Here is a 20,696-nt window from a genome sequence, read left to right as displayed (position 1 = left end):
TTATCTTTCCCCTTCGGGGTTTTCTTTTACGGCTACGCCTCCAAAGAAAACCCCGAAGGGGAGGAAATGCCATCAACAATGTTGTGAAACTTTACAGTTATCTAAAAAACCACTTTCGAGTGGTTTTTTTTTTTATTCTAAATTCTCGTTAAAAGCCGATGGTAATAATTTTGGGATAAATTTGATTAAAATGGGCAACAATAAACTTCCTCCAGGTAACAAGAAAATCGTTAACGACGGAATGGTTTTGCAAATATCCAAAAGCTGCTTTTTAACTTTTTTCTTTTCTTTCTCGTCCAAGTCGCGGTGCGTAGAATGCGCCAATAGAACTACCAATTCTCCACTTTGAGACAGCTCTTTCATCAGTCGGTTTTTATTTCGAGAAATCAATACAACCACAGTTTGTGTCGCTTGATCATAAAAATGTTTAACCGGATTAGAATAATTAAAATACGGGATCTCTTTTTTATTTGTCGCAATAAACCCATCTGTACTTTTTATACTCTCACTAACAAAATCCGAATCGACTTTCAATACTTTGGCCAAATCGTATAAAAATGAAGCTTCAGTTTGTTCGATTTTTTCATCACTCCACATGGCCAAACCTGCCATTTCAATAAGATAATAGCGCTCTAATACTGAAGTAAAATAATCCAATTGCAACGCCTCCAAATTTTGAACGTTTACTTTCGAAAACTTCGTAAAACGAACGGATGCTTCAAAAAGTTTAATCAATAAATCATCATACTTTGTAGGACTCGATTTCGTTTTTAACGCTAATGAAACCACACTAATAATGGCTTCTTCCAATTTTTTAAGGTAGTTTTCAGGAATTTCGCTATGCAGTAAGTAATGCATAAAGGCCAAAACGTCTTCAAAAAGCAAGGCATTGGTTACAATATGCGAAAAATTTTTGCTGATAATATTTTCATTGGTTTTGACCCGCTCGTTAATCAGTTTTTCCAGACTTTGACTCGCATTATCTTCGGGTAAAATTTTCTTTAATAGATTAAAAGTTTCCGGATGAATTATTTTATAAAAAGATAAAGCTTTAGAAATAAACTTTTTATAATCAACCTCTTGCGTTACCATTTCGAAAGCATTGAACAATGTACTTAACAATGCAACTTTTGAAACTTCTCCACTAATCCAACCTTTGGTGTCAATTTTTTTTCGCGTATTAAACGAAACAATGTGTCCATAAACAAAGCCCGTTTTACGGATTTGCTTATAGAAATCTTCCGGATAATAAACGTTGGGTAATGTAATTGGACCTTGATCGACGAAAAATTTATCGATCCATCCACTTGCCGAAGCATTAATCATTTCTTTTTCTTTGACCTCAAAATTAAGAAAATTAACGAGATGTATTCAACATCGGCTCTAATTTCTATTTTTATATTGTTTTAATAATGATTTATTAAAGTTATCTTCCGCTTGCTTTAGTTTCAATATTTTAACAGGACTGATTACTTTGCGCAAATCAGCTACCAATTTCTTTTTGTTTTCGTGGGATTCATTTTCCATTTGATCAATTTGAATCAAAAGCAAATTCGCTTCTGCATCGGAGAAACTATCGATGGGTTTGCTTTTGAGTTCACTTCTCACTTTTCGCATTTTAACCATTCTGAGCTCGAATTGCTTTTCATCAAAAGCGTTGTAGATGGGCCAAAATTTCTCGGCTTCACTCGAAGTAAGATTCAAATCCTTAGTGATATACGCTATTTTCAATGCTTTTATCTTTTCTTTTTTAGTCTCTTGACCGAAAAAAGAAATTGAAAATAGTAGAAACAGTGCGATAATTATTTGTTTTGTTTTCATAGGGCGTTTATTTGTTGTTCTAATCTATTGTTTCATCAATCAATCAAGTAATTTTCTAAATTTGGGTTGTTTGTCAATATATTTTCAACAGATTCATCTTCAAGCGCGAGATCAACCTGCATTGCGTCAAGTTCCGAAACTTCCATCAAATGGATTAAATCATAAGCAGAAACACCCGATTGATAAGCCAAATAATTTTCAAGTGTATTAGTGTCAATGGTTTCTTCACTAAAAGAGTCATTATTCAAGAAATATGGAATACTTAAAGCCAATACCAAAATGGCTGCGACAGCTATTCCAAAACTTTTTAATGTTATAACTCTACCTTTTTTCGGCGGTGTGTCATTAATTTTTTCCAAAACATCCGAGGCTAAATTTTCAAAATAACCTTCAGGAGCATTGAAGCCACTTTTTATTTTGGGATGATTCTCTAAACTAAATTTATTCATTATTCTTTGACTTTTTAAAACGTGAATAGTTTAATTGATGTTCATATAATCTTCGATTTTTTTTACTGCATGAAAGTAGGAAGCCTTCAATCCGCCAACAGTAGTACCTAAAATTGTCGAAATTTCTTCATATTTCAGTTCTTGAAAATACTTCATTTTAAATACCAGTTGCTGTTTTTCGGGCAGTAAAGCAATCGCTTTTTGTAATTTTATTTGTACCGCATCGCCGTCAAAATATGTGTCTGCTGTTAGATTATCAATTTCTTTTTGTGCATATTCCTGAGAAGAAATTTTGTTTTTTCGAGCCTTTTGATTGATATAAGTGATTGATTCGTTGGTTGCAATTCTATAAACCCACGAAAAAAGTTTGCTTTCTCTTTTAAAATTTTTTAAATTCTGAAATACTTTGATAAAAACGTTTTGCAAAACATCATTCGTGTCGTCGTGATTCAAAACAATGGTTCGAATATGTGAATACAACGGCCTTTGAAAATCTTTGATGAGTTTTTCAAAGGCTTGATTTTGCGTATGGGGATGCAATAATTGATCGATAAATTCCTTTTCGTCTTGCAAATCGATAATTTAAGTCTTGGACTAAAGATAGCGGAAATGGTTTAATTTACCGATGTAATTTAGAAATGAAATGAGATACTGAAAATAATTCGAATTTGGCTTGAATTAAATGTTTGGAAACTAACTTATCTTTGCGGTATGGACACACTACAAGAAATTTCAGAGTTTAAAACATCACCGGAGCTGATTGCTAAGTTGTATGAATTTGGCATTCAAAAAAACTACAAGGCAGGAAGCATTATTTTGAACGAAAACGCCCACATTCGTTCCATTCCAATTGTTACAAAGGGAGTTATGAAAGTTTTTCGAATGGAAGATGATGGACGTGAAATTCTTTTGTATTACATCAAAGCGGGCGAAAGTTGTATCATGTCGTTTCTTGGAGGCATGCACAACGAAACCAGTAAAGTAAAAGCAGAAATAGAAGAAGATGCCGAAATTTTATTCCTTCCGATAGAAAAAGTGTCACTGTTTATTAAAGATTATCCCCAATGGTTGGATTATATTTTTAGATTGTACCACAAACGTTTCGAAGAGTTGCTGGAAATTGTCAATGCCATTGCCTTCAAAAAAGTTGACGAAAGACTGCTCAATCTACTCCATAAAAAAACCGAAATGACCCTTTCTAAAACGTTATTAATAACGCACGAACAATTGGCCAACGAGTTAGGTACCGCTCGAGTGGTAGTTTCTCGATTGTTGAAACAATTGGAAGAGAATGGGGAACTTCAATTAGGTCGAAACAAAATTCAGTTGTTGAAATAACATTTGAATTGTTTTTAAAATTACTTTTTTCGTTATGTAACTAATGTAACTGTACACGAGAAACATTCATCGCAATTTTGCATCATTAATTAAACGTATAAGTTTATGAATGCAAAATATATGATTCTATGTTTACTTGGTTTTTTTAGCCTAAACCAATTGGCTGCACAAGATACCATCGAAATTTCGCGTAAAGCGATTTTGAAGAAAGTTACCGAAGAAAATTTACAAGTAAAAATTTCCCAACTCGATTTTAAAAACGCTCAAGCTGAGTTTAGTCAGTCGGCAGCGGTGTTCTTGCCAAATGTTTCGGTTTCGCACACCGCAATTTCTACCACCAATCCATTGATGGCTTTTGGCTCGAAATTAAATCAGGGTATTTTGACACAAAATGATTTCAACCCTAGTTTGTTGAATAATCCCCCTACTACCCAAAATTTTGCTACAAAAATTGAAGTCTTACAACCACTTTTAAACGTTGATGGTTTTGCGCAAAGAAAAGCCGCTAGAATCAAAGCCGAATCCTATAAATTACAGTCTGAACGTACCAAAGAAGCAATCCTTTTGGATGCGAAAAAAAGCTATATGGAACTCCAATTGGCTTTTCAAATGGTAGCTGTTTTGGAAAAAGCATGGAACACCGCTATCGAAAACGGCAAATTAGTTCAGAATTACAGTAAACAAGGTTTGGTACAAAAAACCGATGTTTTATCCGTTGAAATTCGCGTTAATGAAATTAAAAACCAATTGCAATCGGCCAAATCTGCCGTTCGGAACAGTTCGGACTACCTTAATTTCCTTTTGAATGGCAATCAAAAAAATGTGATTTACAAACCAACTGATGCGTTTGAGTTCGAACAAAATACGGTTGCAACCGAGAAAAGTACCATTTCTAACCGAAAAGACTTTCAAGCTATAAGCCTGGTTACCGAATCCTACCGGCAAATGGCAAACGCTTCTAAAATGAATTTTCTACCCCGATTGAATGCCTTTGGAACCTACGAATTATACGACAACAGCCTTTTTGGAACTGGCGCGAGAGGGTATGTAATTGGAGCACAATTATCGTGGAATTTATTCGACGGAAACAAATCTATTGGCAAACTGCAACAAGCCAAAGTGACGTTCGAAAAAGCAAAAACCGAAGAACTGCAATACAAAGCAAAAAGCGAATTGGAGTGGAACAAATACAACCGCCAATTGCAAGACGCTCAAGAAAAAGTAAAATTAGCTCAACTAAATGTGGAGCAAGCTACAGAAGCCTATCGAATTCGACAAAACCGATTTGAACAAGGTTTGGAAAAAACAACCGATGTTTTGATTTCTGAAACGCAGAAAATTCAAAAACAATTGGAATACCAACAAGCCATTTTCGAGTACAATTTTACTAAAGATTACGTGTCATTTTTGCAAAATTAATTTAAAAAAAAATCTATGAAATCACTGATGAACGAATACCAAAAGATAAAAATCAAACAAATGAATTCTAAAATAATTACCACAACGAGTTTTTTCTTATTACTAATTGTTTCCGCATGTTCTGGCGATAAAAAAGAAAAATCCACAACCGAACTTCCGCCCGTATCGGTTGAAATACAAGAAGTAGTTTCTGGTTCAAATGCTAAATTTATAAGTGCAAGCGGAACGCTTGAATCAGAAAAAAGAGCCGTAATCAGTACCCGAATGATGGGTTACATAACCGCTTTAAAAGTGCAAACGGGTCAGAACGTACGAAAAGGACAACTTATAGTAAGTATCAACAACGATGACATACAAGCCAAAAAAGTCCAAGCTGAAGCTGGAGTGATACAAGCCCAAACCAGTTACAACAGTGCCAAAAAAGATTGGGAACGATTCACTGCATTGTTCAAACAGCAAAGCGCTTCGCAAAAAGAATTGGATAATGTTACTACTCAATACCAAATGGCTCAAGCGGGTTTTGAAGCCGCAAAAGCGATGCGAAATGAAGTAATGGCACAATTTGCTTACGTCAATTTGACTGCTCCATTTGACGGAACCATAACCGAAACTTTTGTGAAACAAGGTGATATGGCCAATCCTGGAGCTCCATTGGTAACGATTGAAGGAGGTGGCGAACTGCATGCGGTGGTTTCGGTTTCGGAATCGGATATTTTAAAAATCAAGAATGGTTTGGTGGCAGATGTACTACTGAAGTCTTCTAATGTGACTTTGACAGGAAAAGTAATTGAAATTAGTACTTCTTCACATAACAGCAACGGACAATATGCGGTGAAATTAGATTTGGATGGAAAAAAAGACAAAGCACTTTCGGGTATGTTTATCAATGCAACTTTTCCTATTGATAAAGCAGAAACTACCACCTAAACCGCTATAGTATTGGTTCCAAAAGCGGCCATAATTGTGCAAGGACAATTGAGCGGAATTTATACGGTAAATGCCGAAAATACAGCTTTACTGAGATGGTTGCGTTTGGGTAAAACCTATGGCGAAAATATTGAAGTACTCTCGGGACTTTCAGCTGGCGAAAAATATGTGGTTAAAGCCGAAGGAAAATTATTCAATGGAAGTAAAGTAACACTAAAATAGGTGTTGGAACACAAAATTTCTGAATACCATTCACTGCGTTAGGGATGGAAGTGGAGCTCTCCCGATTTTTCATCGGGAAGCGAGAACGGATGACCTCCCGATGGCTATCGGGACTTGGGGAACGCCCAAATTTAAAAAACAAATTAATAAGTAAAAAATAACATCATGCAAGAAGGATTTTCAGGGAAAATTGCGTCACTTTTTATCAATTCTAAGTTGACGTTGCTGTTGATGATTGGGTTAATGATAATTGGCGTATACAGTTCAACGCTTATTCCACGGGAGGAAGAACCACAAATTAACGTTCCGATGGCCGACATTTTAGTGGGTTATCCGGGAGCGAGTCCGGAGGAAGTGGAAAGTCGCATCATCAAACCGTTGGAGGGAATGATTTCTAATATCAAAGGGGTTGAACACATTTACAGCGAAGCACATAACGGACAGGCGGTGGTTATTGTGCAGTTTTTTGTAGGCGAAGACATCGAACGTTCGTATGTAAAATTATACGACGAGATTTTCAAAAACATCAATTTAATGCCTCAAGGAGCGATGGCGCCACTGATAAAAACGCGTTCGATAGACGATGTTCCGATGTTGGCTTTGACGTTGTGGAGTGAAAAATACACTGATTTTGAGATTCGTCAGGTAGTGGAAGAAGTGGCAACGGAAATTAAAAAAGTCAAAGACGTGGCCACGACCAAAGAAATAGGTGGACGTCCTCATGAGGTAAAAATCACGGTAGACAAAGATAAAATGGCAGAAGTTAACGTAGATGCTTTGGAAGTGATTCAACGGATTCAAGCGAATAATGGAAGTAGCATTATAGGAAGCTTTGCACAAAACGACACTGAATATTCGGTAAGAACGGGCCAGTTTTTGGCTTCTACGGAAGATGTTGAAAATGTAGTGGTGGGCGTTTCGGGAAACAAACCGATTTATTTAAAGCAAATTGCTACCGTTCAAGACACCCCGGGAACGGCAAAAAGTTATGTGTCTTTTGGATATAGTAAAGCGAATGAAAAATACGCAAACAATCCGTCTGATTATCCCGCTGTAACTTTGTCCATCGCGAAAGTAAAAGGTGCCGATGCAATGAAAATTTCGGAACAAATTTTGACAAAAGTTGAAAAACTGAAAACAACCGTAATTCCTAACGATATAAGGGTCGAAGTAACGCGAAATTATGGCGAAACGGCTTCGGATAAAGTCAACGAGTTGTTGTTTCACTTGTTTGTTGCGATAATTGCTGTTACGGTTTTGGTAATGTTTGCTATGGGTTGGCGTGGTGGTTTGGTCGTATTTTTCTCCGTTCCTTTAACGTTTGCATTGACTCTCTTTAGCTATTATATGTTGGGTTATACGCTCAATAGAATTACATTATTTGCTTTGGTATTTGTGGTGGGAATTGTGGTGGACGACAGTATTATAATTGCCGAAAATATGCACCGCCATTTTAAAATGAAAAAATTACCTTTTCATAAAGCTGCCATATACGCCATTAATGAGGTTGGAAATCCAACAATTTTAGCCACATTTACAGTAATTGCTGCTCTTTTACCAATGGCTTTTGTGTCGGGAATGATGGGGCCTTATATGAGTCCGATGCCCATTGGTGCTTCAATTGCAATGATATTATCGCTGTTTTTAGCCTTGACTGTTACACCTTATTTGGGTTATCATTTGCTTCGCGAAAAAAACCACCAAGAAGAAAAAGAGGAGCAAGGTTTGGAAACCAATTGGATTTACAAAGTATATAACAAAATCGAGCGTCCGTTGCTGGAAAGTTCGCTAAAAAGACGTTGGACTGTTGCTATTATTGTCTTGATGTTGTTGGGTTCTGTTGGGATGTTTTTTAACAATTTGGTGGCGGTAAAAATGTTGCCTTTTGACAATAAAAACGAATTTCAAGTGGTAATAGACATGCCCGAAGGAAGTACGTTAGAACGCACTGCGGCTGTAACTAAAGAAATTTCAAATTATTTAGCTTCGGTTCCAGAAGTAGTGAGCTATCAAAACTACATAGGAACTTCGGCACCGATAACGTTTAACGGATTGGTTCGCCATTACGATTTACGAGGCGGAAGTAATATGGCGGATATTCAAGTCAATTTGGTAGGAAAAGAATACCGCAAAAAGCAAAGTCACGATTTGGCCAAAATGGTTCGGGTTCCGATTCAGAAAATTGCAAATAGGTATCATGCAAACGTAAAAATTATTGAAGTTCCGCCAGGACCGCCCGTTTTGTCAACCATCGTTGCAGAAGTTTACGGCTCGAATTACAACCAACAAATTGAAGTAGCACGTCAAATAAATTCGATATTGGAAAAAACAGACGATGTAGTAGATATTGATTGGACGGTTCAAGCGCCACATACAGAATATCAATTGGATATCGACAATGAAAAAGCCATGTTGAATGGAATTTCACCGCAACAATTGGTGGGAAATTTGAGTTACTTGCTTGGGGAACATCCTTTTTCGACACTTTATAAAGAAAATTCGGTAAAGCAAGTAAACATGACACTCGGAATTTCGGATGCAGAAAAAACCAGTATTGCAGACATTCAAAATTTGAAAATCAAAAATGCAACGGGAAGTATGATTCCTGTGAAAGATTTGGTTACCGTGAAAAAGGAAATTGCAGCCAATACCATCAGTAGAAAAGATCAAAAACGAGTGGTATATATTACCGCTGATATGGCTGGAGTATTAGAAAGTCCCGCTTATGCCATTTTGGGAATGGAGGAAAAACTGAAAGAAGTTAGACTACCAAACGGTTATTCATTGCAGGAATTGTACATCAATCAACCTAAAGACGAAAATAATTTTATTGTAAAATGGGACGGCGAATGGCAAATTACGCTGGAAGTTTTTAGAGATTTAGGAATCGCGTTTTTAATTGTAATTGTTATTATTTACATGCTAATTGTGGGCTGGTTTCAAAACTTTAAAACACCACTAATTATGATGGTAGCTATTCCGCTTTCCTTGATTGGAATTGTATTGGGTCACTGGATTTTAGGTGCTTTTTTTACAGCTACTTCGTTCATCGGAATGATTGCTTTAGCAGGGATTATGGTTCGAAATTCGGTGTTGCTTATTGACTTTATCGAAATCCGACTTAAAGAGGGTGTTCCGTTAAAGGAAGCCATTATTGAAGCGGGAGCCGTTCGAACAACTCCTATTTTACTAACCACTGGAGCGGTTGTAATTGGAGCAATCGTCATACTTTTTGACCCTATTTTTCAAGGATTGGTCATTTCATTAGTGGCGGGAGCGATTGTTTCAACTGTGCTTACCTTAGTTATCGTACCATTATTATATTATGTTGTGGAACGAAAAAAATGGGAAAACTAATTTTCAACATCTATGACAATTTTAAGGTAAATGACAAATTCAATAATTTAAAACAAAAACAATGATAAATAGAATCGTTAGAGCTGTAGCAGGAATTTTTATTCTCATCAGTGTACTATTGGCCGTGTTTGTAAACCAGAATTGGTTGTGGTTCACTGGTTTTGTGGGGCTAAATTTGTTTCAGTCTGCGTTAACCAAATGGTGTTTAATGGAAGATATTCTTCGAAAAATTTTTAAAGTGAGAGATTAAAGAAAGCGCAAAAAAAGGAATGCCGAATAATTTTGAATCGGCATTCCTTTATTGCTTAAAACAAAATTAAGTCATTTATCTTTTCACAATACTTACCGCCGTTCCAGTTATACTGACCATTACATAACTACTACTTGTTACCTCAATATCAACAGAAATACCGACAACGGCATTCGCATTTAATTTTTCAGCTTCTTCTTGCAATTGATTAAATGCTTTGGTCTTAACTTCTGAAACACAATCGCTCATCCCTTCATAAAATTTTTCCATGTTAAAAGTGAAAGTCGTTTTTTGTATGTTCACTGCAGTTCCAGATACAATGCCGCGATAAGCTAAAATTTTATAGTCTTCAATAGATTGAGTAGTAGTTAAAATCATAATTTAAAAGTTTTACAGTATACCTATAAGTCTATTAGTTGGTATTTTTGTTACCAAATAATAGCATCTTTTCGGTTTCGAGATAAATGAAGTGTTTATCTGTAATTTTTTTTTGAAATTCCATATTTTAGCTTTCAGAAATTAATGTATTTTTACAGTGTTTAATTTATTTAAATTATGAAAAGATACATTTATATCGGCACGGCAGTCATTTTAGGAATAGTTGCTTCATGTGCTACCAATCCGTTTTCGGGAAAGAGAACAATGGCACTTGTGCCTGATTCCCAAATTTTACCTTCTGCGTTTGCACAATACAGCGAGTTTTTGAAAACAAATAAAGTAGTGAGCGGAACTGCCAATGCGAAATTAGTAGAATCCGTTGGAATTAAAATTAAGAATGCAGCAGAACGTTATTTAAATGCCAAAGGATATCAAGGTTATTTAAAAGATTACCGTTGGGAATATAAATTAGTGGATAGTCCAGAGGTTAATGCTTGGTGTATGCCAGGTGGTAAAATTGTTATTTACACGGGTATTTTGCCAGTAACCAAAAACGAGGCTGGATTAGCAACAGTAATGGGACACGAAGTGGCACACGCGTTAGCAAACCATGGACAACAACGGATGAGTGCTGGTTTGGTGCAACAATTAGGTGCTGTAGGAACTCAACTTGCAGTTGGAAATCAAAGCGAACAAACGCAAGCGATGGCAATGCAAGCTTACGGAGCGGGAAGTAATGTTATTGGTATGTTACCATTTAGCCGAAAACACGAAAGTGAAGCCGATGAAATAGGACTAACATTAATGGCTATTGCGGGTTATAATCCTGATGAATCCGTGTTGTTTTGGAGTCGAATGTCAGAGAAATCAGGGGGAGGAGCACCACCAGAACTGTTGAGTACCCACCCGTCCGATGCAACCCGTATGACTAATTTGCGAAACCTGATTCCAAAAGCAAAAGCCGAAGCTAAAAAATTTGGAGTTACATTTAAATAAAAAAATAGTACTTTCGAAGCTGTCAAACCCTTGGCAGCTTTTTTTTGTAAAAATTTTAAAATTTATGAGTAAAAATCAAAAAGGCAGTAAGAAACTGCGAAACGCTTGGGCATTTTACGACTGGGCCAACTCGGTATATCCGTTGGTTATTTCGTCTGCAATCTTCCCCATTTTTTATGCTTCACTTTTTCCGGAAAATCAGTTGGAAGTAGCAGTTTTTGGAACCACTTTCAAGAATACGGCTTTAATCAGTTTTGTTACTGCTGCAGCATTTTTAGTAGTTGCTTTTATTTCGCCACTACTTTCTGGTATTGCGGATTATGTGGGAAACAAAAAACGATTCATGCAGTTTTTTTGCTATCTTGGAGCATTGTCTTGCATTGGTTTGTATTGGTTTTCGATTGAAAATATTTATTTCGGACTCACGTGCTATTTCTTTGGATTAATCGGTTTTTGGGGGAGTTGTGTTTTCTATAATTCGTATTTGCCTGATGTAGCTTTCGAGGAGCAACAAGATAAATTGAGTGCCAAAGGATATTCGTTGGGATACATTGGAAGTGTTTTATTGCTTGGTATCAGTCTCTTTTATGTCATGGGACAAGAAACAGGTGCCGAAAAAATGGAAGCGATGAAAACAAGCTTTGTATTTACAGGAATATGGTGGATCGCTTTTAGTCAGTATACGTTTTATCATTTGCCTAAAGGAAACAAAACAGGTCAAAAGGTAACAAGAGCTGTTTTTTTCAATGGTTTTAGAGAATTAAAAAAAGTAAAGAATCAGTTGTTTGAAAATCGTACTTTAAAAAGATATTTAATCGCCTTTTTTGTTTACAGTATGGCCGTACAAACGGTAATGCTCGTTGCCGTGTATTTTGGCGAACAAGAAATCAATTGGGATAATGACGACCAGAAAACAATTGGTTTGATTATCAGTATTTTAGTAATTCAAATAGTGGCAGTTTTAGGTGCGGTTATTACTTCACGGGCTTCCGCCAAATTCGGAAACATACCCACACTCATAGCCATCAACATCATTTGGGCTGTTATTTGTATTTGTGCTTATTTCGTTACAGAACCCATTCATTTTTATGTAACCGCTGGTTTTGTAGGCTTAGTAATGGGCGGAATTCAAGCACTTTCGCGTTCCACTTACTCTAAATTTTTACCAAAAACCGACGATACCGCTTCCTATTTTAGTTTTTACGACGTCTCAGAAAAGGTTGGAATTGTAATCGGAATGCTAATGTATGGTTTTATCGACGAAATTACAGGTAGTATGCGGAACTCCATTGTGTTTCTGACACTATTTTTTATCAGTGGCGTGGTATTACTTTTGCGAGTTCCTAAAAAAAATACTATCTGATTCCGAAAAAAAGGTATATTTGAAAAATAATTTAACGATTTTGACTTACGATGAAAAAAATTAATAAAATTTTATTGCTTTTTATAGCTATTTCAGCGCCACTATTTACAGGATGTACCACGGACATCGAACCAATAGACCCGGCTGTAATTGGGGAAAACCCTGGTGAGAACCCTGGCGAAAATCCAGGTACACCATCTGGAGATTATTGGCCAATGGCTGTAAATAACACATGGATTTTTAAAAATAACGGAGTCACAGAACCGCCTATGAAGATTATTTCTTCGGAACAAATTGCGGGAAAAACCTATTATAAATACAGCAATTTTGTAGGTACATCAACGGTTCAAGGAGCGGCTTTTACCGGAAATATTTGGACACGTAAAGAAAACAATACCTATTTTATCCGTCAAGAAGTAACCATTCCAGCTCAAAATGGCAATCCAGCCATTAACGTTTTGCCAACCGAAGTTCAAATTTTGAAAGACAATCTTGCAGTAAACGAAACATGGACACATAACTTTACACAAACCATGATGTTTGGTAGTATTCCTATTGATTCACCAGTTGAAATAGTCGGGAAAGTACTAGAAAAAGATGCTCAAATTACTGTAAATGGGCAATCGTTTTCACAAGTTTTAAAAGTCGAGGTAACACAAAATACACAAGGCGTCTCGCAATCAAATGTATACTGGTTCGCTAAAAATATTGGATTAATTAAATTTGGAAATGAATTGGGATCTACATCAACCGATTACGAAATTGTTTCGTATAACTTGAATTAGGCTCCAATTTTATACCTACTATCAAGAGCCGTTTCTATAGAGAATCGGCTTTTTTGTGGCATAAAGATTGACTTTATGACTTGAAATCAATTCGATATTTATTTTTATTGGACTGATTTACAATTAAATACTTTATTAACTTCGCATGTGTTTATACTGCAAGTTTGATAATCTTAATGACAAAATGACTTAAATATAATATGTCGCAACAAAAAATCATAACATTAGACAATATGTCACTCCACGAATTGGACAGCGAAGCCGAGTTAATTCCGCTATTGACCCCGGAGGACGAAGAAGAGATGAATAACGAAGATCTACCAAATGACCTTCCGATTTTGCCCCTTCGAAATACCGTTTTATTTCCAGGTGTAGTCATTCCAATTACCGCCGGAAGAGACAAATCGATTAAATTAATCAACGATGCCAATGCCGCAGGAAAAGTGATTGGTGTGGTTTCGCAAAAAAACGAGGACATCGAAGAGCCTACTTTTGGCGACATCCATCAAATTGGTACTGTTGCACGTATCCTACGCGTTTTGAAAATGCCGGATGGAAATGTAACCGTAATTCTTCAAGGTAAAAAGCGTTTTCAAATCGATCAAATGACTACCGAAGAGCCTTACATGAAAGCCACTATCAAAGAGGTCGACGAAAAACGCCCACGAAAAAACGATAAAGAGTTTAGTGCTATCATCGATTCGGTCAAGGAATTGGCAACCTCTATCATTGAAGAAAGTCCGAATATACCAACCGAAGCTACTTTTGCCATAAAAAACATTGAAAGTCACTCGTTTTTAGTCAATTTTGTCTCTTCAAACATGAATCTTTCTGTTAAAGAAAAGCAAGATTTATTGTCGATTAATAGTTTAAAAGACAGGGCTTTGGCGGCGCTTAAATTCATGAATATTGAGTTGCAAAAACTAGAATTAAAAAACGATATTCAGTCGAAAGTGCGTTTTGATTTGGACCAGCAACAACGTGAATACTTTTTGCACCAGCAAATTAAAACCATCCAAGAAGAATTGGGCGGTGTTTCGCAGGAAGAGGAATTGGAAGAAATGCGGCAGAAAGCGGCTAAGAAAAAATGGGATGCCAAAACGCAAAAACATTTTGAAAAGGAACTTTCTAAAATGCAGCGAATGAATCCACAAGCACCTGATTTTGGCATTCAAAGAAATTATTTGGAGCTGTTTTTAGATTTGCCTTGGAACCACTTTTCGAAAGATAAATTCGATTTAAAGTTTGCTCAGAAAGTCTTGGATCGCGATCATTTTGGCTTGGAAGAAGTTAAAAAACGGATTATTGAACATCTTGCCGTTTTGAAATTGCGAAACGACATGAAGTCGCCTATTTTGTGTTTAACAGGACCTCCAGGTGTGGGTAAAACTTCCATTGGAAAGTCTGTTGCTGAAGCTTTAGGTCGAGAATACGTAAGGATTTCTTTAGGTGGCTTGCGTGACGAGGCGGAAATTCGAGGTCATCGAAAAACCTATATTGGAGCCATGCCGGGACGAATTATTCAAAGTTTGAAAAAAGCAGGAACTTCGAATCCGGTTTTTGTCTTAGATGAAATAGACAAACTTTCGAGCAGCCATAACGGCGATCCTTCCTCAGCATTATTGGAAGTTTTAGATCCAGAACAAAACAACGAATTTTACGACAATTTCCTAGAAATGGGTTATGATTTGTCGAAAGTGATGTTTATTGCTACGTCCAATAATATCAGCAATGTGCAGCCGGCTTTGCGCGACCGAATGGAAGTCATTAAAATGTCGGGGTATACGATTGAAGAAAAAATTGAAATCGCTCGGAAGCACTTATTTCCAAAACAATTGAAAGAGCATGGATTGACCCCTAAACAATTGACCATTGGACGAAAACAATTGGAATTTATTGTCGAAGGTTTCACCCGTGAATCCGGAGTTCGTGGTTTGGAAAATAAAGTGGCACAGGTCATTCGTGGTGCAGCAAAGGCAGTTGCAATGGACGAAGAATATAACGTTAAAATTAGTGATGAAGATATTGTAAAAGCACTTGGAGCTCCAAGAATGCAGCGCGATAAATCAGAAAATAATGAAGTAGCTGGAGTAGTTACTGGATTGGCTTGGACAAGTGTTGGTGGAGATATTTTATTTATTGAGTCATTGATTTCCAAAGGAAAAGGCGCTCTTACCATGACGGGTAATTTAGGTACAGTGATGAAAGAATCAGCAACAATTGCTTTGGAATACATCAAAGCAAATGCTGAAAGTTTAGGTCTTGACGCCGAAATGTTGCCCAAATACAACGTACACATTCACGTGCCCGAAGGCGCCACTCCAAAAGATGGACCAAGTGCAGGTATTGCAATGTTGACCTCACTTGTTTCAGTTTTTACGCAAAAACGAATCAAGAAAAGTTTGGCAATGACGGGCGAGATTACGCTTCGTGGAAAAGTACTTCCCGTAGGTGGAATTAAAGAGAAAATTCTTGCTGCAAAAAGAGCAAACATTAAAGAAATTATTCTGTGTCACGAAAACAAACGCGACATCGACGAAATCAAACAAGAATATCTTGAAGGTCTGACTTTTCACTACGTTAAAGAAATGAGCGACGTACTGGCCATAGCTATTACGGATCAAGACGTTAAAAACGCAAAAGTGATTGCATAATACCATTTTTGGTACTACTTTTAAATGATATAAGCCTAAGAAACGAGTACATACTTTCTTAGGCTTTTTTATTTTCAATAAAATTGGTAAGCTTTTTAGGTTTTTTGAAACCAAACGACGATTGGACAATCCATAAAAACTGAATTTTAAAGATTTCTTTTTGATTTAGCGTTTCGAAAAGCATCCGAAAATAATCAAAATGCAGACAAAAAAGTTTCATTTTTAAACAAATAAACAAATCAAGTTGGCACAAAAATAATATCTTCGCATTTCCGTTATAGTTTTGGTAATCGATACTTTTTAAATGTTCAAAAAACACTTTTCTTTCGTTATTTTTCTCATCAGTACAATGTCTTTTGGACAAGTGGGCGGAAGGGCAATTTATCAATTTTTAGATCTCGGAACTTCGCCTCGGCAAGCAGCTTTAGGCGGAAAACTAATTACCATTTACGATTCTGATGTGAATCAAGCGCTGTTTAATCCTGCAACGATTAATGAAAAAATGGACAATCATTTGTCTCTTAATTACGGAAGTCTTTTTGGCGAAGTAACTTACGGAACGGCATCCTATGCATATACATTTGATCGCAGAACGCAAACATTTCACGCCGGTGTCAATTATGTAAATTATGGAAGCTTTGAAGGTTTCGACGAAAACGGTTTAGAAACCGCAAGCTTTACTGGAAGCGAAATCGCTTTGTCCGCCGGTTATGCATTCAATATTCCGTACTCTGATGTGTATGTTGGAGCGAACGCTAAACTGATTTCTTCTACTTTAGAAAGTTATAATTCTTTCGGTGGTGCCATCGATTTGGGAGCGATTTATATAGATGATTACAACGATATTAATATTGCACTTGCCATAAGAAACATCGGAATGCAGTTTACCACTTACGCTGGAGAAAAGGAGAGACTTCCTCTGGAAATCATCGCGGGAATTTCGCAACAGCTTGAAAACGTACCGTTACGTTGGCATTTAACTTTAGAAAATTTACAACAATGGGACGTTTCATTTTCCAATCCAGCACGGGCTCAAGGAAATATTGATGGAGGTTCGACACCCGAAAAAGTTGGGTTTGTCAATAACGCTTTACGACATGTTATTGTTGGAGCAGAATTATTTCCTGAAAAAGCATTTAATGTAAGAATGGGTTATAATTTTCGACGTGGACAAGAATTGAGTATCCAAGAACGACGTACTTTTAGCGGGATTTCGTTAGGATTTGGACTGCGATTTAATAAAATAAAATTCGATTATTCGTATTCCCGTTATACTTTAGCGGCCAATACCAGTTTGTTTGGATTGACGATCAATTTTCAAGATTAAAGAGATTTAGCTTTTTTATTGAAAATTTTGATTGGATTCAAGATCTATTGTTAATTAATCATAGCTTTTCCTGCCTTTTTTTATTACATTTGAGTTACTTTAAATCAATGTGTTATGAAAAAAATAATCACTTTTACAATTTTGATTTGTTTGATTTTCGGTGCTTGCGCCAAAAAAGAGCCCAATCAAGATACCGATTTATTCAAGGATTTTGAATTGGATTTGTCTGAAATGCATCTTGATTTTACAAAACCACAAGTTTTAAAATACAATTCAGAATTTCAACGCGACTCTATTATCAACTCATTGGCTCAAGAATTTACCGAAATAGCTCAAGAATCCGTTACAGCAAACGATTCTGCATTGAACAAAGTGTTGATTTCTGTTCTCCAAGAGCCAAAAACCATAACAATACAACTTAAAACAGCACAAGAATTGCCTTTTTCCGATTGGAATGATTTGGGAGTTTTTGGCAATGCAGACAGTTTGGCAACAAAAATGAAGACTTACAGTGCCCAAAATGAGTTGACCGAATTGGGTATGGAATATGATTTAAAAACTTTTAATATTTCCCTTTATTCTAAAAAGTAAGCTGTTGTATTTGCCGTTGGAAAAAAAGTAAATTCTTACCAACAAGTCGTTTTTTAGACTGAGGTTGCTTACTTTTGTCTGAAAAACCGCAATCAAATATTATGGAAAAAATCATTATTGCTATCGACGGATTTTCTTCTACCGGAAAAAGTACCATTGCCAAAGAAGTTGCCCAGAAAATGGGTTACGTGTATGTCGACACTGGTGCCATGTACCGCGCGGTGGCTTTGTTTGCTATGGAAAATGGGTACATAAATTCAGAATCTTTTGACATTCAAACCTTGATTAATGCATTGCCCAATATTGATTTAAAGTTTCAATACAATCCACAATTGGGTTTTGCCGAAATGTTTTTGAATGCCGAAAATGTTGAAAACAAAATCCGTACGCTCGAAGTTTCTCAATTTGTGAGTCGGATAGCCGAAATTTCTGAAGTGCGTGCCAAACTCGTGGAACAACAGCAAAAAATGGGGCAGGAGCGAGGTATTGTTATGGACGGCCGCGACATTGGTACGGTGGTATTTCCGGATGCTGAAGTCAAAATTTTTATGAATTCCAGTGCCGAAACACGTGCCCAACGCCGTTATGAAGAATTGATGCAAAAAGGACAACAAGTTTCTTACGATGACGTTTTAAAAAACGTGCAGGAACGCGATTATATCGATTCGCATCGGGAAGATTCGCCACTAATTATTGCCAAAGATGCCTTTGAGATTGACAATTCCAAATTGAGCAAAAAAGAACAGTTCGAAAAAGTGATGGAGTTGGTGAGAAAATCGATGGAGTGAGTTGATAAAATAAGTTTATATTTTCAAAAAAAGTAAAACCCAATAAATTTAAAATTACAGACTTTGTAGTAGGTCTAAAAAGTACTTTTTCAACCTTTAAATGTAGGAATAAAACTTATTTTTTTAAGATACAAAAAACGAAACTTCGCTTAGAAAGTACTAAACGAGGTTTTTTTTGCGATTATATTGATCCCGACGCTTGGGAACACGCAAACAACTTAACGATAACTCCATAAGGACAACCGATTTTTGCCGGTTCTCCCGATAAAAAATCGGGCAAGCTGTCCAACAGGGGGGTCATTACTTCGTCCGTTCGGCTATCGCCTCGGGTGTTGGCACTTGTTTTTATTTCTATATAAATCTGTTGTCAAATAATAATTTCTGTGTAGAAATCACTTTTATTTTTGCAGAATCAGGATGATTTGGGTTTATTATGTAGTTAAATTCTGGTGGAACTATAGCGCTAGGGACTTTTAGTACGGCAGCATTTTTTTGTGATACAAAATCATCTCCAATGAATTGTGTCTCAAGTATTGGAGGTTTAGAATCCCAATTTTCAGGTAATTGTTCAATTGATAATTCTAATATTTCTATTTCATCTGGTATTTCGATTTCAACATAAAATCTATCTGTTGGTAAATCTTCTGAAAAATCTAGATGTACTGAAACTTCAAGTGTTGCAAGAGCACGAGATTCGGCAGTATAAACTAGATAGGTATTTAAACTATTCCATCTATATCCTTCTGTTAAAGCGGCTCCAACTCCTTTTAATGTTGTCTCTAAATATTTTTCTCTTTCAATTCTAAATACTTTCATTACGCGAGATTTCCGTATTCAATTCTGTTGAGACAATTTTTGACTTCTTGTATTCCTGTAGTTGAATCCAGTAAACTTTCAGGCGAATTACCTCCTAAAGAAATATTTTGTTTTTTCATCCATCGTTGAAATTTCTCTTCTTCATTATTAAAAACTTCTATGCCAAAGTCAACTAGTTCAGTTAGAAGTAATATAATTTCACTATCCCTGCCGTTAAGTAATGATTTTTCTCTTCGTTTTTTATTATATGTTGTTTGAGGCAATCCAAAAATTTGTAAAACCTCTTTTACGGGAACATTAATTCTCTTACTTATAACATCAATCGCAGCATATGGGATTCCTGCCCTTATGATACCAACCCTTTCTAGTCTTGAGGCCCAAACGTATTCATTTCCTTCTGACTCCAATCTCCATTTTGCTGATGATATTCTAGCAGCTTTAGCTCGTCCAATACTTTCTTTTGGATCAAATGTTTTTTTTTGTCTAACTTCTTTTTTCATAATTACAGCATTTGTGTTGTGAATATACAACAATTGTGCTACAAATACAAGTGTTGTCGAAAATAAGTGCTAACGTCAGTCTACCGATAAAAATCGGTACAAGTTGTGAGAAAACCTCCGTTTTATTTGATTCAAATATAGATAAATAGTTGCATAAAAACGGCGCATTTTGTGTTTTAAACCTGCAACACATCACCGGAATTCCCCGTAATCAAATGACTTTTTCCAGTTTGGATAGCTTGTTCCGATTTTTATCGGAAATACCATTTCACTCGATAATCCCATCCGATTTATCGATGCTTTTTTATAAAATACGCAAAAACTACCCTGACTTTACCTCAAAAAAAAAGAGGACCCTAAATCCTCTTATTATTAGCTCTCAAAAAATTACGATAACTCCATAAGGACAACCGAATTTTGCCAGTTCTCCCGATAAAAAATCGGGACAAGCTTGTCAACAGGGGGTTCATTACTTCGTCCGTTCGGCTATCGCCACGGGTGTTCGTCTTTCAGACGCAACGAACCCCTAGCTGTTGAACTAAACCTACCGGTAGCGTGTTACCTGAAAATTTTAGTCCTTTGCAAAACTAATTAAAAATTATTTACAATGAGAAAAAAAAGCAGATGAGTTAGTTGGATCTGCAACGATCATCAATCGAGCCATTGCCGAAGTACCTGGATTTAAGGAGTTACTTTACCGATTTAAACGCACGAT

20 protein-coding genes are annotated in these 20,696 nt (G+C 36.3%); 13 read left to right on the top strand and 7 right to left on the bottom strand.

Annotated elements, in window-relative coordinates; all coding sequences use genetic code 11:
- Positions 1–132: 132 nt before the first annotated feature.
- Genes ACIQ2X_RS04605 through ACIQ2X_RS04590 form a run of 4 tightly spaced genes read right to left on the bottom strand, consistent with a single transcriptional unit; the run spans position 133 to position 2,843 of the window.
- Positions 133–1,326 carry an LETM1-related biofilm-associated protein gene (locus ACIQ2X_RS04605; protein ID WP_396177733.1) on the bottom strand — a complete coding sequence of 398 codons (1,194 nt, stop codon included), beginning with the start codon at positions 1,324–1,326 and terminating at the stop codon, positions 133–135.
- Between the two features lie 57 nt (positions 1,327–1,383).
- On the bottom strand, positions 1,384–1,821 hold the full coding sequence (locus ACIQ2X_RS04600) for a sensor of ECF-type sigma factor (protein ID WP_396177732.1): 438 nt from the start codon (positions 1,819–1,821) through the stop codon (positions 1,384–1,386).
- A gap of 35 nt (positions 1,822–1,856) precedes the next feature.
- Complete coding sequence (locus tag ACIQ2X_RS04595) at positions 1,857–2,270, bottom strand: hypothetical protein (RefSeq protein WP_396177731.1); 414 nt, start codon at positions 2,268–2,270, stop codon at positions 1,857–1,859.
- Positions 2,271–2,300: 30 nt separating this feature from the next.
- The gene (locus ACIQ2X_RS04590) at positions 2,301–2,843 is read right to left on the bottom strand and encodes an RNA polymerase sigma factor (protein ID WP_396177730.1); all 543 of its coding nucleotides are present in this window, start codon (positions 2,841–2,843) and stop codon (positions 2,301–2,303) included.
- A 138-nt stretch (positions 2,844–2,981) separates the two neighbouring features.
- Between ACIQ2X_RS04590 and ACIQ2X_RS04585 the strand changes: the two genes are divergently transcribed.
- The 6 genes from ACIQ2X_RS04585 to ACIQ2X_RS04560 all read left to right on the top strand — a co-directional run bounded on the left by ACIQ2X_RS04585 (position 2,982) and on the right by ACIQ2X_RS04560 (position 9,783).
- Positions 2,982–3,608, top strand: a complete 627-nt coding sequence (locus ACIQ2X_RS04585) for a Crp/Fnr family transcriptional regulator (protein WP_396177729.1) — start codon at positions 2,982–2,984, stop codon at positions 3,606–3,608.
- Positions 3,609–3,713: 105 nt separating this feature from the next.
- The gene (locus ACIQ2X_RS04580) at positions 3,714–5,027 is read left to right on the top strand and encodes a TolC family protein (protein WP_396177728.1); all 1,314 of its coding nucleotides are present in this window, start codon (positions 3,714–3,716) and stop codon (positions 5,025–5,027) included.
- Positions 5,028–5,042: 15 nt separating this feature from the next.
- Positions 5,043–5,954, top strand: coding sequence for an efflux RND transporter periplasmic adaptor subunit (locus ACIQ2X_RS04575; protein WP_396177726.1), 912 nt, complete (start codon positions 5,043–5,045; stop codon positions 5,952–5,954).
- A 12-nt stretch (positions 5,955–5,966) separates the two neighbouring features.
- A complete protein-coding gene (locus tag ACIQ2X_RS04570; protein ID WP_396177725.1) occupies positions 5,967–6,176 on the top strand; it encodes a hypothetical protein in 210 nt (69 codons plus the stop codon).
- A 165-nt stretch (positions 6,177–6,341) separates the two neighbouring features.
- Positions 6,342–9,533, top strand: a complete 3,192-nt coding sequence (locus tag ACIQ2X_RS04565; protein WP_396177723.1) for an efflux RND transporter permease subunit — start codon at positions 6,342–6,344, stop codon at positions 9,531–9,533.
- A gap of 61 nt (positions 9,534–9,594) precedes the next feature.
- Positions 9,595–9,783 (top strand): DUF2892 domain-containing protein, encoded by a 189-nt coding sequence (locus ACIQ2X_RS04560; protein WP_396177722.1) that lies wholly within the window; start codon positions 9,595–9,597, stop codon positions 9,781–9,783.
- Between the two features lie 75 nt (positions 9,784–9,858).
- Here ACIQ2X_RS04560 and ACIQ2X_RS04555 read toward each other — a convergent pair whose 3' ends face one another.
- Entirely contained in the window at positions 9,859–10,161 is a 303-nt protein-coding gene (locus ACIQ2X_RS04555; RefSeq protein ID WP_396177721.1) for a heavy metal-binding domain-containing protein, read from the bottom strand.
- Between the two features lie 177 nt (positions 10,162–10,338).
- On the opposite strand from ACIQ2X_RS04555, the gene ACIQ2X_RS04550 reads away from it, so the two are divergent.
- The 7 genes from ACIQ2X_RS04550 (at position 10,339) to cmk (ending at position 18,665) form a co-directional block, all read left to right on the top strand.
- The gene (locus tag ACIQ2X_RS04550) at positions 10,339–11,157 is read left to right on the top strand and encodes a M48 family metallopeptidase (protein WP_396177720.1); all 819 of its coding nucleotides are present in this window, start codon (positions 10,339–10,341) and stop codon (positions 11,155–11,157) included.
- Between the two features lie 64 nt (positions 11,158–11,221).
- Positions 11,222–12,520 (top strand): MFS transporter, encoded by a 1,299-nt coding sequence (locus ACIQ2X_RS04545; RefSeq protein WP_396177719.1) that lies wholly within the window; start codon positions 11,222–11,224, stop codon positions 12,518–12,520.
- Positions 12,521–12,570: 50 nt separating this feature from the next.
- Positions 12,571–13,305: a hypothetical protein gene (locus tag ACIQ2X_RS04540; RefSeq protein WP_396177718.1), complete on the top strand. Its 735-nt coding sequence runs from the start codon at positions 12,571–12,573 to the stop codon at positions 13,303–13,305.
- A gap of 200 nt (positions 13,306–13,505) precedes the next feature.
- Positions 13,506–15,959 (top strand): endopeptidase La, encoded by a 2,454-nt coding sequence (gene lon / locus ACIQ2X_RS04535; protein WP_396177717.1) that lies wholly within the window; start codon positions 13,506–13,508, stop codon positions 15,957–15,959.
- A 304-nt stretch (positions 15,960–16,263) separates the two neighbouring features.
- Entirely contained in the window at positions 16,264–17,286 is a 1,023-nt protein-coding gene (gene porQ / locus ACIQ2X_RS04530; RefSeq protein ID WP_396177716.1) for a type IX secretion system protein PorQ, read from the top strand.
- A gap of 114 nt (positions 17,287–17,400) precedes the next feature.
- A complete protein-coding gene (locus tag ACIQ2X_RS04525; RefSeq protein WP_396177715.1) occupies positions 17,401–17,877 on the top strand; it encodes a hypothetical protein in 477 nt (158 codons plus the stop codon).
- 101 nt (positions 17,878–17,978) lie between these two features.
- Complete coding sequence (cmk, locus tag ACIQ2X_RS04520; RefSeq protein ID WP_396177714.1) at positions 17,979–18,665, top strand: (d)CMP kinase; 687 nt, start codon at positions 17,979–17,981, stop codon at positions 18,663–18,665.
- Between the two features lie 351 nt (positions 18,666–19,016).
- On the opposite strand, the gene ACIQ2X_RS04515 is transcribed toward cmk, so the two are convergent.
- A complete protein-coding gene (locus ACIQ2X_RS04515) occupies positions 19,017–19,481 on the bottom strand; it encodes an RES family NAD+ phosphorylase (RefSeq protein WP_396177713.1) in 465 nt (154 codons plus the stop codon).
- Positions 19,481–19,981 (bottom strand): antitoxin Xre/MbcA/ParS toxin-binding domain-containing protein, encoded by a 501-nt coding sequence (locus ACIQ2X_RS04510; RefSeq protein WP_396177712.1) that lies wholly within the window; start codon positions 19,979–19,981, stop codon positions 19,481–19,483. The genes ACIQ2X_RS04515 and ACIQ2X_RS04510 overlap by 1 nt, the downstream gene beginning before the upstream one ends.
- Positions 19,982–20,696: the final 715 nt, after the last annotated feature.

This window comes from Flavobacterium sp., from assembly GCF_044368625.1.
Classification (GTDB): Bacteria; Bacteroidota; Bacteroidia; order Flavobacteriales; family Flavobacteriaceae; genus Flavobacterium.
This window is presented reverse-complemented; position numbering and strand designations above follow the sequence as displayed.